Origin of the sequence: Acinetobacter sp., assembly GCF_041919735.1 — a bacterium.
Classification (GTDB): domain Bacteria; phylum Pseudomonadota; class Gammaproteobacteria; order Pseudomonadales; family Moraxellaceae; genus Acinetobacter.
This window is the reverse complement of record NZ_JAYRTF010000003.1, coordinates 39,761-52,678: the sequence shown is the minus strand read 5'-3', so window position 1 is coordinate 52,678 and position 12,918 is coordinate 39,761. Positions and strand designations below refer to the sequence as shown.

Genomic DNA, 12,918 nt, shown 5'->3' with positions numbered 1-12,918 from the left:
TGCATTGCTGCAGGTTTTTTTATTAGCGCTTGCCCATAGAGCGGCGCGTACCGCGAGGCGGCATCCAAGTGCGGTCTGCATAGTTTTCTGGCTTTGGGCGCACTTGGTTATGCGCTGAATCTTGCTCAGTCTGTTCAGCTGAAACAACCGGAAACGGAAGTTTCACTGCCGCTTTTTTCTTGGGAGAATTTGGGGTGCTCATGTGATTTACTCAATTCATTCTGGCGCTATTGTACAAAAAAACCATGCCCTTTGGGAAATGCGCTGCAAGCGCGGCAAAAACTTAGAAAAATCTGTGCATAACACTTATCTAAATAGCAAAAGCACAGTCCATGCCCTGCATCATTCATCCCAACTCGCTCATTTTTTTCATTTCAAAAATATATGGTCAATGCATTCGGCGCACTATTCACTTATTTTAATCAACCTGATCACTTTTTTTGATCAACTTTTAAAAAAAATATTACGCTGTCATTGCAAGATGAATGTGCAAAATAAAAAGTCCAAGCACTTTAATTTGAATCAGCATTCAAATAAAGCTTAATAAAAACGTGAATAAAACAAAAATGGAGTCAGCCCTATGCGTCATAGCGCTTTTTTATGTGCTGCTGCGAGCATCGCATCAATATCGGGCAGCATTCACGCTGCCGATATTTCAAAATATTTCAGCATGGAAGCCAAAGGCTTTAAACGTTTTTCTGTTTCTGCGGGCGCATTGCATGTCATGCCGCAAGGCAAAGCACAGCCCTTTACCGTGCAGACAGCTGTTCCGAATGGCACTGTTGCCAAAAACGGGGACATCAAAGTCAATACTGTACTGAATAACCTGAATCCCAAAGTAGATCAGGCGGGCTTGGCAAGTGCGCTAAAAGGGCTGGGTTATTTAACAGGAGGAAATTTACCCGCAGGCGTCAGCGGCAGTTCCAAAATTAATGGGCTGGAAAGCTGGGAAAGTCAAGGCACTGGGCTGGAAGCCGATGATGTCACCACGCTCGGCCTCATGGCCAATTATTTCTTTACCGATCATATTTCACTGGAAATGAAAGCAGGCATTCCGCCGAAAGTTGATTTGCAGGGCAAAGGTAAAATCTATGCGCCTTTTTCAGCCGTGGCGACTCCTGAATTATTGGGCCTGCCTTTAAAGTTTATGAATATTGACCTGCAGAATAATATTTTTATTACAGACTTAGGCGCTCAGGGGCCGGCAGCTTCTGCGCGCGCATGGACACCGGCTTTTGAGTTTCAATATCATTTTGGCAAAACCGGCGTCAATAAATTCCGCCCTTATGTCGGCGCAGGCCTGATGTATGCGTATTTTAATGAACTGGAAATGAATCCGCGCATAGAGCAGGACTTGATCGCCGCCGGACACATGATTGCCAACATTAAAGAAGGCAAAGCCGGCGCGTCCTTGGAAAGAAAGCTCAGCAGCGCCAATCCGCAGGTTGATCTAGAAGCGACCGATGCTTTTGCACCCATTGTCACAGCAGGCTTCACCTATGATTTTAATGACAAATGGTTCGCTGCGGCATCTGTCAGCTATGCGCATTTGAAAAACGAAACCACCATTACCGTCACAGACGCAAAATTAGGCGAGCTGATCCGTTCTAAGGCGGATATTGAAGTCAATCCATTAATGGTTTATGCAGGCGTCGGCATCCGTTTCTAATTTAATCCAATAAAATTCAAAAAAAGCAGGCACTTAATGTCTGCTTTTTTTATAACTTTTTATAATATTTTTTACATAAAAACTAAAACAAAATAATCATCACTCAACATATAAGCGCCCAGCTTACATGAAATCAACTTGTTCACTCGATTTTAATAACAATGATTACAAAGTTTCATTCCCATAATGGCCCTACTAAAAAAATACCAATTTGCTTGATTTGGACACGGAGTCCTTTAAATGAAAAAAACATTGTTTTGCGTGGCGGCGTCCGCGCTTGCCATGCCAATGATCAGCCATGCTGATTCCCCATATTTCAGCCTGCATGATGGCGATGGCTTTAAGCGCTTCTCTGTTTCGGTCGGCGCACTGCATGTTATGCCGCAAGGCAAAGCGCAGCCACTTCATGTTGATACAGCTGTTAAAGATGGTGAAGTTGCAAAAAATGGCGACATTCAGGTTGATACAGTTCTAAACAACCTAGACCCTGCAGTCGATCAAAAACTGCTGGGTGAAGCACTTAAGCTTTTAGGTTTTGTGACAGGCGGTAAGTTAAGTTCGGGCCTCAGCGGCAGTTCTAATATCACGGGTCTGGAAAGCTGGGACAACCCAGGTACAGGTTTAGAAGCGGATGATGTCACTACCCTCGGCATCATGACCAACTACTTCTTTACTGATAATGTTTCATTTGAAATGAAAGCCGGCATACCGCCCAAAGTAGACTTAATGGGTAAAGGTAAAATTTATGCACCATTTGCAGCAATTGCCACGCCGCAAATTGGCAACCTTCCGCTAGAATTTTTAGATATTGCTTTAAAAAATGATATTGAAATTACAGATCTAGGCGCGCATGGCCCTGCAGCATCTGCACGTGCTTGGACACCAGCTTTTGAAATGCAGTATCACTTTGGTAAAACCGGCGTCAATAAATTCCGTCCATATGTAGGCTTAGGTGTTATGTATGCTTACTTTAACGAATTAGAAATTAACCCGCGCATTGAACAAGACTTGATTGCTGCTGGTCACATGATTGCCAACATTAAAGAAGGCAATGCTGGTGCGGCGCTTGAAGGGAAAAAGAGTAAAGCCAATCCTCAAGTGGATGTTGAAGCCTCAGATGCTTTTGCGCCTGTTGCAACGGTAGGCTTTACTTATGACTTCAATGACCGCTGGTTTGCGGTCGGATCGGTTTCCTATGCTCACCTGAAAAGCGACACCACCATTACCGTCAGTGACGATACCCATGGCGAGCTGATCCGCTCCAAGGCGGATATTGAAATCAATCCAATTCTGGCTTATGCAGGGGTCGGCATGCGGTTCTAAAGCCTGCGGTTTAATCAGCGGAAAAGACGGTTTATGCCGTCTTTTTTTATGGTCTTCATGCATAAAAAAAGTTTATTGTTTATTAAAAATTAATTAATCGTTTTCATGTAATTAATCGAATAACATAAGCCTATTGCACCGCATGCAGAACAACTGATGACCGATACCCGATTTTCACAACCTCTCATTTATATGCTGATCGGCAGCGCCATTATTTTAGCGCTGTCCTTAGGCATACGGCATGGCTTTGGATTGTATCTGGTTCCCATGAGCGATGAATTTGGCTGGGGGCACAATGTATTCAGCCTCGCCATTGCCATGCAAAACCTGATTTGGGGCGCTGTCCAGCCCATTACCGGCGCATTTGCCGATAAATACGGCAGCAAGGTTGTGGTTGCTGCAGGTGGAGTCTTATATGCGCTGGGCTTATTGATGATGGCTTTCAGCTCTACAGGGCTGATGCTGAATCTGAGTGTCGGCCTGATTTTAGGGCTTGCGCTCTCCGCCACTTCTTTCCCTGTGCTGCTGTCGGCTGTCGGCCGCGCTGCGCATCCAGAAAAACGTAGTCTGGCCATGGGTATTGCCAGCGCAGCGGGTTCTTTTGGCCAGTTTATTATGCTGCCGTCTACCCTGCTGCTGCTGCAAAATATTGGCTGGTCGGCGGCTTTAATCGTCAGCGCAATACTCGCCGCATTCATTATCCCGCTGGCGTGGATGCTGAAAGCTCCTATATACGCCGCACCCAATGCATCTGCAGCGCAGCTGAAGCCAGCTTTGGGCTTTAAAGATATTTTAATTATTGCAAAAAACCATAAGCCTTTTTGGTTTCTGGCTCTCGGCTTTCTCGTCTGCGGCTTCCAAGTGGTGTTTATTGGCATTCATTTGCCTGGCTATTTAATAGATCATGGCTTTAATGCCACCACCGGCACCATCTTTCTTGCGCTTGTTGGTTTATTCAATATTTTTGGCACCTATGGCGCAGGTTGGCTGGGTGGAAAATTTTCTAAACCGCATTTGCTGATGGGACTTTACGGCCTGCGCGGTATGGCCATTATTGCATTTCTGCTGCTGCCGCTCAGCACATGGACGATTTATGCATTTGGTGTCATCATGGGGTTATTGTGGCTCTCTACCGTACCGCTGACCAATGGCATTGTCGCCAATATGTTTGGCGTAAGGTATTTATCCATGCTGAGCGGCATTGTGTTTTTTACCCATCAAGTCGGTTCATTCTTTGGCGGCTGGCTGGGCGGCGTCAACCATGACATGACCGGCAATTACAATATGGTTTGGGCATTTTCCATTGTGCTGAGCGCCTTTGGCGTACTGGTGCATTACTTTGTGACAGAGGAGCACGTGATTCATGACTGATTCTTTGCTTGGCTTAAAACTCGCGGTTTTATGCATCGTGCTGGCTTTCTTTGCCGTCGCCATTGCCCTTTGGCTGAAAACACCGCAATTATTTGAATACTTCAATCAAGCTTTCTGCGCGCATTGATCGCTGAAAACCAAAACGGAAATGTCAAAACATGGGCATTTCCCCCCACTCTTTTCCTGCCTATATTTTCTAAAGCTTTTCCAAAACAACCAAATGCCATCTCCTCTTACGTCCTACCTAGATAAATCTCTGCTGCGCTTCATCTAAGAAGTAAAAAGCTAAAAGCATTCAATCTTCAGCCCTTTGGCATTCCATAATGATCGTCTCGCCATCTTTTTGATCCAGCAGATAATGCGTGATCGCTGTATGCGCCTGAATCATCTCCACCAAGGCTTCCGAATGGCTGGTGACCCACAGCTGCGTATAGCGGCTGGCTTCTGCAATCAGCAGCGCCAATGCCGGCAGCAAATCTGGATGCAGGCTGTTTTCCGGTTCATTCAAGGCCATAAAGCGCGGCGGACGCGGACTGAGCAACGCCACGGCCAAGCACAGAAAGCGCAATGTGCCATCGGAAAACTCGCTGCTTTCCAAAGGCCTTAAAATTCCATCGCATTTCATCATCATTTGGAACCGCCCGCCCATTTCCTGAACATAAAACTGGCTATTCGGAAATGCTGCATTCAAAACCTCATATAAAGTCTCGGTTTGCCCACGCTCACGCAGCGTTTCAAAAGCGGCAGCAAGATTGGCGCCATCATGCGATAACACCGGCGAACGGATGCCCACTTGCGGAACACGCATAGGAGATTGAGAACTTACAGCAAATTCGTGATAAAAACGCCACTGTTTCATCTGCTCCCGAATTTGCGAAACTTCAGGATATAGATGCGGATCAGACAATTGTCCAAAAATAGAGTCTTCCTGAGTCAAGGAGGCAGGATAGGCAATGCGTTCATCATCGGTATTTTTCAAAAATGCAGCCTGATTCACGCGCTCCATAAGCAGGCTGACAGGCCGGCGCTGATAACCGCTGAGCCACAGCATTTCTTTTTTAACCAGCGGGTCTAAGGCAAACAGGCTGATTAATGGCTCAGGAAAGCCGATTTCAATCTGATACTCATGATCCTGCATTTCAACGGCAAGAATCATGCGTTTAGGGTCTTTTTTATAATCCCCCTTACGCTGTCCGCCCGCCCACATAACTTTTTGGATGCCGCCTTCTTCGGCTATCGCTTGCGACAGCCTGCCGCAGGCCGCTTCATGCAATAAGCGCACGGCTTTATACAAATTGGATTTGCCGCAGCCATTGGGCCCGCTCACAATATTCAATTGCGACAGCTGAAGCGTCATATTGCGTACAGAGCGGAAACCTTGAATTGTGATCGTACGAATCGTCATAACATTCTCTTGCTGGCTGAACATCAATGCCGTAAAGCATGCCTTATTTTTAGCTGATCAATAAAAAAACCCGCAAGCTATCACTCACGGGTTTTTCTGAACACAGGCAGACCCGCTTAGAATAAGCGGTTCATGCCATTCAAGGTTGCCACACGATACGCTTCCGCCATCGTTGGATAGTTGAACGTGGTCTCCACAAAATACTTAATTGTATTGTTCGGGCTGTTCATAACCGCCTGACCAATGTGGATAATTTCGGCAGCGTTATTGCCGAAGCAATGCACGCCCAAAACTTCCAAAGTGTCGCGGTGGAACAGAATTTTCAATTCACCGACCGTATCACCGGTAATTTGCGCGCGCGCCAAGTAGCGGAAAGATGCCTGACCCACTTCATACGGAATCTTTTCTTCAGTCAGCTGCTGTTCATTCTTGCCGATTGATGAAATTTCCGGAATGGTATAAATACCTGTTGGAATAGACGTTACAGGTTTAAGACCTTCTTCACCGCTCATGTTGCCGCCGGCGTTACGGCCTTGGTCATACGCTGCAGAAGCAAGAGATGGCCAGCCAATCACATCACCAGCAGCGTAAATGTTTTCCACTTCAGTCTGGTATTGTTCATTGACCGTCAATTGGCCGCGGCTGTTCGGCTTCAAGCCGACATTTTCAAGGCCCAAGCCATCAGTATTGCCTGAACGGCCGTTGCACCACAAAATTGCATCGGCTTTAATTTTCTTGCCGCTTTGCAAATGCATCACCACATGATCATCAAAAGTTTCCAAATGATCAATTTGCTCATTGTGGCGGATCAGTACGCCCTGCTCACGCAAGTGGTAAGACAGCGCATCAGAAATTTCATCATCCAGATAGCTCAGCAGCTTATGCTGGGTATTGATCAAATCAACTTTGTGATCCAAACCGATGAAGATTGATGCATATTCACAGCCAATCACGCCTGCGCCATAAATGATGATTTTCTTGATCGAGAAATCCAGATCCAGAATTTTGTCTGAATCAAAGACGCGCGGATGATTGAAGTCCAGCACAGATGGACGGTACGGACGTGAACCCGTTGCAATCACGAGCTGCTGAAAGCTTAACGTCTCAGTAATGCCGTCTGAACTGAAGACTAAAATCGTATTTTTGTCTTGGATATAAGCGCGGCCATGATAGATATCAATTTTGTTGCGGTCATAAAAGCGTGAGTGCGTATCCACTTGCAGCTGGATCACTTTATGCGCATTGCGCAGCACTTGCTTCATGGTGAACTGTTTCCATTCACCTACTTTTTGGAACATTGGATCGCGCTGGTAGCGGATAATGCTGGAAACCGTTTGACGCAAGGCCTTGCTTGGAATTGTCCCGACGTGCGTACAGTTGCCGCCCAGCTGCTCGCGCATATCCACAATGGCAACGCGCTTGCCTGATTTTGCAAGTTTCATTGCCGCGCCTTCACCCGCAGGGCCCGAACCGAGAACTACCGCATCGTACTTAACGAAAGTCCCACTAATGACCTCTTTCTTACGTGGCATTCAACGCTCCTCAAAATGACTTATTGCTTATCTTGCGCATATTATGACGTACTTGGCGCCATTTTGCTGTATTTAGCTTACATATATTAAGTGATAACCACATTTAGCAAATGAATAGTATTTTTGCCCTATCATTAGGCATTTCCGCTATAATGGATGGGCTATTTTTGAGAACATCTCCCCCGTCAAAACAGTGGAAAAGTTGAATATGTCTGAAAACCGTAAACCAGAACAGGGTGTCAAACTCCGCGGCGCAGAAAAAGTCGCCCGTATTCCTGTAAAAGTTGTCCCTACGGTAGAAGCGCCACGAAAGCCAGACTGGATTCGGGTAAAAATGGCGGCCCCAGATGAAGTGCAGCGCATCAAAACAACCTTACGCGCACAAAAGCTGCATACCGTATGTGAAGAAGCGGCATGTCCAAACTTGCCTGAATGCTTTGGCGGCGGTACCGCGACATTCATGATTATGGGTGATATTTGCACGCGCCGCTGCCCATTCTGCGATGTTGCGCATGGCCGTCCAAATGCTTTGGATCCGGATGAACCGCGCCACATGGCTGAAACCATTGCCAACCTTGGCCTTAAATATGCCGTAATCACTTCTGTAGACCGTGATGATCTATTGGATGGCGGCGCGCAGCATTTTGTCGACTGCATTAAGCAGGCCCGCGACTTAAGCCCGAAAACTTTGCTGGAAATTTTAGTTCCAGACTTCCGCGGCCGCATGGATATTGCGCTTCGCATTATGACTGAATGCCCGCCGGATGTGTTCAACCATAATATTGAAACGGTGCCGCGCCTGTATAAAGCGATGCGTCCAGGTTCTGATTATCAGCACTCTTTGAAGTTGCTGAAAATGTTTAAAGAATACTGCCCATATGTGCCGACCAAATGCGGCCTGATGGTGGGTATCGGTGAGACTGAAGAAGAAGTGCTGGCGCTGCTGGATGATTTAAAAGCGCACGATGTCGACTATGTGACGATTGGCCAGTATCTGCAGCCGTCTAAAGAGCATGCGCCTATTGACCGTTTTGTTACGCCTGAAGAGTTTGAGCGCTATACAGAGCACGGTCAAAAACTGGGCTTTAAAAATATTTGGGCTGCGCCTATGGTGCGTTCAAGCTACTTTGCAGACCGTCAATACTATGGCGAGCCAGTTCCAGCTGTGCGCCGCAAAGCGGACCCTGCGAAAAAAATTGCTGTGCAAACCATTGAAGCTTAATTTTCAAATCATTTGAAATACTAAGTATAGAAGCCCTCATGATTGAGGGCTTTTTATTGCCTGAAAAAACCAAGCCAAGCCTCCAAGTCAAAGGCGAAGGATGCGCTGAGACGGCTAATCCATTCATTCCAGCTTACGCAATGTGACATTTCTTTGCCCGAATCAAATTGCTTTCAGTTCATTTTTCAACCAATCTATCCATAAACATAATATTTGCTCTTTCATGGCTTTAGAGCGATTTCATCCATTGCGCCCATCAGTCTCGTGATGCTTTTTACAGTCCCAGCCTCCCTTAAAGCCAGAAATTCAGACGATGAGATAACAAGACTTTTACTGAACCATGGCTGTCATGAAGCGCTGATCACACTGAACTTTTGTCACTGGAGCTAAAATAATGCTATTCATACTCAGTGCGGTACTGTTGATTTTCGCCCTGTGGGCCGTTTTTTTCTTTGAATTGCCACGCGCTTCCGGCGCAATCATCCTCATGATCGCCTCCATTGCCGCGGCCTGGATCAGCCCATGGTCCATGATTTTAGGCATCCCGCTCATTCTGATCAGCCTGATTGTGCTGATCGAGCCTTTAAGAATGAGGTTCATTTCCCAGCCTGCCTATAAAGTTCTTGCCGACGCCATGCCCAGCATGAGCAGCACCGAACGCGAAGCATTAGACTCCGGCACCAGCTGGTGGGAAAAAGAGCTGTTCATGGGCGCGCCGGATTGGAAAAAATTTGATGCCTATCCTTATCCAAAGCTCAGTACGGAAGAACAATCCTTTTTAGACAACGAAGTGGAACAGCTCTGCGGCATGCTGAACGAATGGGATATTCATCATAAGCATAAAGATCTGCCGCCGGAAGCCTGGCAGTTTATTAAAGACAATGGCTTTCTCGGCTTGGTGATTCCCAAAGAATACGGCGGCCGCGAATTCAGTTCATTTGCGCAAAGCCGCGTGATGAGCAAAATTGCTTCCCGCTCCCTCACCGCTGCGGTCAGCTGCATGGTGCCGAACTCTTTAGGCCCGGGTGAGCTGCTGCTGCATTACGGCACAGATGCACAAAAAGACCGCTATCTGCCCGGCCTAGCCAAAGGCACGGAAATCCCCTGTTTTGGCCTGACTAGCCCAGAGGCCGGTTCAGATGCCGGCGCCATTCCGGATACGGGCGTGGTCTGCTACGGCGACTTTGAAGGCCAGCGCATCTTAGGCTTGAAAATGAATTTTTCCAAGCGCTGGATTACCCTTGCGCCCATCGCAACAGTCATTGGCCTTGCTTTTAAATTGTATGATCCAGACGGCTTATTGGGCGATAAAAACAAGGCAGAATACGGCATTACTTGCGCACTGCTGAACGCCAGTCATGACGGTGTCATTACAGGGCCGCGCCATAACCCTGGCTCGCCCTTTATGAACGGCACGATTGAAGGCAAAAATGTGTTTATTCCGCTCGATTGGATTATTGGCGGAGTGAAGAATGCAGGCAAAGGCTGGCGCATGCTGATGGAATGCCTGGCTGTGGGCCGCGGAATTTCATTGCCTGCGCTGTCAACGGCAGCGGGTGAAATGTCTTATTTGAATGTCGGCGCATTTGCCAAAGTCCGCCAGCAATTTAAAATTTCAGTAGGCCAGTTTGAAGGCGTGCAGGAAGCCTCCAGCGATATCGCCAGTGATGCCTATATGCTGGAAGCTTTCCGCTACCTAGTCACCTGCGGCTTGAATCAAGGCGGCAAGCCAGCCGTCATGACCGCCATGGCCAAATACTATGCGACCGAAACCATGCGTAAAACCGTCAATCACGGCATGGACATTGTCGGCGGACGTGCGGTGCAAATGGGCCCGCGCAATTTCTTGGCTTTGAATTATCAGGCCATTCCGGTATCCATTACCGTAGAAGGCGCCAACATTCTCAGCCGTTCTTTAATGATCTTTGGGCAAGGCTCAATGCGCTGCCACCCCTATCTGTTTGAAGAATTGCAGCTGCTGCAGGCAAAAGATAAAGATACAGCGCTGAAAAGCTTTAATCACTTGCTGTTCAAGCATTTAGGCTATACCTTTAACCGCACTGCCCGTGCATTGGCCTATGCTTTTACTGGCGGATCGTCCGATGCCTCTGAGCATGCTGATGAATTCAGCCGGCCTTATTATAAAAAAATCAACCGTTTCAGCGCCGACTTTGCCTTAACCGCAGATATGTGCCTTGGCTTGCTGGCAGGCGATATTAAACGCAAAGAAATGCTTTCCGGACGCTTAGCCGACATTCACGCCTATCTGTTTATTGCCACAGCCATCCTTAAATATTATGAGCAAGGCAAAAGAACGGATGCTGAACAAAACCATGCGCAGCTGGCTTTAGACAAAGCGCTGCATAATGTGCAGGAAGCTTTTTATGGCCTGTTTGAAAACTTCCCGATTCGACTGGCTTCAAGTCTCATCAAACTGATTTGTTTCCCCTTTGGCTGCGCCGTCAGTAAACCGGCTGATAAGCTGAAACGCGAAGCGGCTGAATACATGATGCAGGATAATGCTTTCCGTCAAGAGCTGAAAAAGCACGTGTATTACACCACTCAACCGCATGAAGTCTGCGGCCGGATGGAAAATGCCTTTTTGCAGCTGCTGAGCATTGAACCCTTATGGGATCGGTTCAAAAAAGCAGAATCCAAAGGCCAATTCAGAGGCTTGACCTTTGAAGAGCATCTTGCCGATGCTTTGGCGCAAAACTTTATCAGCGAGACGGAGGCAGAACAGCTGACAGCTTATAATATTCAGCGCTATGACAGCATGCTGACCGATATTTTTGACATGCAGCTGCTGCATGAACTGGAACTGTCCAACCCGCATGCGCCTCCAGCGCCGCATGCTGAAAAACAGCAGCATACGGATGATGCGCCAGAAGCATTCCTGCGTTACTGATGGATGGAAGAACGCATCTGCAACGATTCTGTTAAGTGGCGAATTTCTGGGTTTGATCATTCCAAATGAATGCAGGTTTTTCTGATAAAACAGCGCTTATACAGCGCTGTTTTATTTTTTATACGACCATCAGCCAATGGATTCCATCGCCAGGAAGTATAGTCTATGAGCGGAAAATAAACATTCAGAGGGTATGCAGCATGTCGCAGCAAGATTATGAAAATGGATTGAAAGTCCGCACAGAAGTCATGGGTGAAAGCTTTGTCAAACGCGCGCAGGAGAATACTGTGCCGTTTACCCAGCCGTTGCAGGACTGGATCAATGAGCATGCTTGGGGCTCAACTTGGCAGCGTGAAGGCGTGCTGCCGCGCAAATACCGTTCACTCATCACCCTGGCCTTTTTAACTGCGCAAAAAAGCCCGACCGAATTAAAAGGCCATGTGCGCGGCGCACTCAATAACGGCGCGACCGTCGAAGAAATTCAGGAAGTGCTGCTGCACAGCTTGCCGTATTGCGGAGCACCAGCGACTCAAGAAGCATTCCGCGCCGCGTTGGAAGTCATTAATGATTATCAAAAGCCAGAGTAAAGCTTAGACATTGGTAATCAAAAACCGCAGGCTGCTGCGGTTTTTTTCATGATGAATCAAGCTCAGGACAGTTCAATCTGATTCAGCGGTTCCAAGTTTTTTACCTCAGCCGAGAAATCAAGCCAAACTATACTTACACCAAATGCATAGCGGGCAATTACAAGTTTTCCTCAGCCATCAAATCCACCGCAATGCCTATATCTTATTACAGTAGATCTAAGGCAAAGGTTTTATCAAAACGGCGGTTGAGCACGCGCAAGCATCTCAATTCATCATATGCCGGTAAAAAGTACGCCTGCTGCATACGTTCAGATTGCGCCAAATTTTCCTGATGATTTAAAACCCATCGGGCGGATATAAATAGCGCCTAAACGTGCACATACCTTGCCGCACCGCTATTGTTCCATCGAACGAATACGCGAATAAAAACATTTGCATGCATCCAGCCAGCTGCTGATGAAGACAGTCCATGCGCATGCAGGATTTTAAATCCAATACACATTCACACTGTAAAAAAACTCATTCACCTCAAAGCGCACCTGATATCCCAGTTCCGTCAGCTCGGCGGAAAGATTGCGAATATCCTCCAAAGGCAAATGCTTTGGCAGCACAGTAAAAACCGCTGTATTGCCCTGCTTTGCATTGCTTTCAATCATTTGCGCCAAACGGGTTTTATATAATTCGATATTTAAATTGGCGTTGGCCGAAAATTCTTTGGCCAATGCGGCAGAGATAAAGCTGGTCATTGTTATTGCGCTCATTATTTTTAGACGTGACTAATAACATAAACGCTGCATCATAAAATTCCGTGTACATTTTGCAGCCAAAACAGAAGAATGGACTGCAAAAAAATCCCTCAGATGAGGGATTTTTTTATTCAAAATGCAAACATATGTGCTGC

The 12,918-nt window shown here is 46.9% G+C and carries 11 protein-coding genes; 7 read left to right on the top strand and 4 right to left on the bottom strand.

Features of this window, described 5'->3' with window-relative positions; translation table 11 throughout:
- Positions 1 to 22: 22 nt before the first annotated feature.
- A complete protein-coding gene (locus ACE3T3_RS02535; protein WP_374663748.1) occupies positions 23 to 202 on the bottom strand; it encodes a hypothetical protein in 180 nt (59 codons plus the stop codon).
- Between the two features lie 378 nt (positions 203 to 580).
- Between ACE3T3_RS02535 and ACE3T3_RS02530 the strand changes: the two genes are divergently transcribed.
- The 4 genes from ACE3T3_RS02530 to ACE3T3_RS02515 all read left to right on the top strand — a co-directional run bounded on the left by ACE3T3_RS02530 (position 581) and on the right by ACE3T3_RS02515 (position 4,490).
- Complete coding sequence (locus ACE3T3_RS02530; protein ID WP_374663746.1) at positions 581 to 1,669, top strand: OmpW family protein; 1,089 nt, start codon at positions 581 to 583, stop codon at positions 1,667 to 1,669.
- Positions 1,670 to 1,909: 240 nt separating this feature from the next.
- Positions 1,910 to 2,992 (top strand): OmpW family protein, encoded by a 1,083-nt coding sequence (locus tag ACE3T3_RS02525; protein ID WP_374663744.1) that lies wholly within the window; start codon positions 1,910 to 1,912, stop codon positions 2,990 to 2,992.
- A gap of 156 nt (positions 2,993 to 3,148) precedes the next feature.
- Positions 3,149 to 4,363, top strand: coding sequence for an MFS transporter (locus tag ACE3T3_RS02520; protein ID WP_374663742.1), 1,215 nt, complete (start codon positions 3,149 to 3,151; stop codon positions 4,361 to 4,363).
- Positions 4,356 to 4,490, top strand: coding sequence for a hypothetical protein (locus tag ACE3T3_RS02515; protein WP_374663740.1), 135 nt, complete (start codon positions 4,356 to 4,358; stop codon positions 4,488 to 4,490). Before ACE3T3_RS02520 ends, ACE3T3_RS02515 begins: the two co-directional genes overlap by 8 nt.
- A 168-nt stretch (positions 4,491 to 4,658) precedes the next feature.
- On the opposite strand, the gene ACE3T3_RS02510 is transcribed toward ACE3T3_RS02515, so the two are convergent.
- Positions 4,659 to 5,768: an AAA family ATPase gene (locus tag ACE3T3_RS02510; protein ID WP_374663738.1), complete on the bottom strand. Its 1,110-nt coding sequence runs from the start codon at positions 5,766 to 5,768 to the stop codon at positions 4,659 to 4,661.
- A 116-nt stretch (positions 5,769 to 5,884) separates the two neighbouring features.
- Positions 5,885 to 7,300 carry a Si-specific NAD(P)(+) transhydrogenase gene (gene sthA / locus ACE3T3_RS02505; RefSeq protein WP_374663736.1) on the bottom strand — a complete coding sequence of 472 codons (1,416 nt, stop codon included), beginning with the start codon at positions 7,298 to 7,300 and terminating at the stop codon, positions 5,885 to 5,887.
- A 208-nt stretch (positions 7,301 to 7,508) separates the two neighbouring features.
- On the opposite strand from sthA, the gene lipA reads away from it, so the two are divergent.
- From lipA to ACE3T3_RS02490, 3 genes are all read left to right on the top strand, one after another.
- Complete coding sequence (gene lipA, locus ACE3T3_RS02500; RefSeq protein WP_374663734.1) at positions 7,509 to 8,522, top strand: lipoyl synthase; 1,014 nt, start codon at positions 7,509 to 7,511, stop codon at positions 8,520 to 8,522.
- A 394-nt stretch (positions 8,523 to 8,916) separates the two neighbouring features.
- Positions 8,917 to 11,430 (top strand): acyl-CoA dehydrogenase, encoded by a 2,514-nt coding sequence (locus ACE3T3_RS02495; RefSeq protein ID WP_374663732.1) that lies wholly within the window; start codon positions 8,917 to 8,919, stop codon positions 11,428 to 11,430.
- A 200-nt stretch (positions 11,431 to 11,630) separates the two neighbouring features.
- A complete protein-coding gene (locus tag ACE3T3_RS02490; protein ID WP_374663730.1) occupies positions 11,631 to 12,017 on the top strand; it encodes a carboxymuconolactone decarboxylase family protein in 387 nt (128 codons plus the stop codon).
- 485 nt (positions 12,018 to 12,502) lie between these two features.
- Here the strand turns inward: ACE3T3_RS02490 and ACE3T3_RS02485 are convergent, their stop codons facing one another.
- Positions 12,503 to 12,763, bottom strand: coding sequence for a hypothetical protein (locus tag ACE3T3_RS02485; protein ID WP_374663728.1), 261 nt, complete (start codon positions 12,761 to 12,763; stop codon positions 12,503 to 12,505).
- Between the last annotated feature and the right edge of the window lie 155 nt (positions 12,764 to 12,918).

Coding starts and splice junctions, on each gene's coding strand:
- ACE3T3_RS02515 (WP_374663740.1), top strand. CDS start 4,356: ATGACTGATTCTTTGCTTGGCTTAAAACTCGCGGTTTTATGCATCGTG.
- lipA (WP_374663734.1), top strand. CDS start 7,509: ATGTCTGAAAACCGTAAACCAGAACAGGGTGTCAAACTCCGCGGCGCA.
- ACE3T3_RS02495 (WP_374663732.1), top strand. CDS start 8,917: ATGCTATTCATACTCAGTGCGGTACTGTTGATTTTCGCCCTGTGGGCC.
- ACE3T3_RS02485 (WP_374663728.1), bottom strand. CDS start 12,763: ATGACCAGCTTTATCTCTGCCGCATTGGCCAAAGAATTTTCGGCCAAC.
- ACE3T3_RS02520 (WP_374663742.1), top strand. CDS start 3,149: ATGACCGATACCCGATTTTCACAACCTCTCATTTATATGCTGATCGGC.
- ACE3T3_RS02525 (WP_374663744.1), top strand. CDS start 1,910: ATGAAAAAAACATTGTTTTGCGTGGCGGCGTCCGCGCTTGCCATGCCA.
- sthA (WP_374663736.1), bottom strand. CDS start 7,300: ATGCCACGTAAGAAAGAGGTCATTAGTGGGACTTTCGTTAAGTACGAT.
- ACE3T3_RS02535 (WP_374663748.1), bottom strand. CDS start 202: ATGAGCACCCCAAATTCTCCCAAGAAAAAAGCGGCAGTGAAACTTCCG.
- ACE3T3_RS02490 (WP_374663730.1), top strand. CDS start 11,631: ATGTCGCAGCAAGATTATGAAAATGGATTGAAAGTCCGCACAGAAGTC.
- ACE3T3_RS02530 (WP_374663746.1), top strand. CDS start 581: ATGCGTCATAGCGCTTTTTTATGTGCTGCTGCGAGCATCGCATCAATA.
- ACE3T3_RS02510 (WP_374663738.1), bottom strand. CDS start 5,768: ATGACGATTCGTACGATCACAATTCAAGGTTTCCGCTCTGTACGCAAT.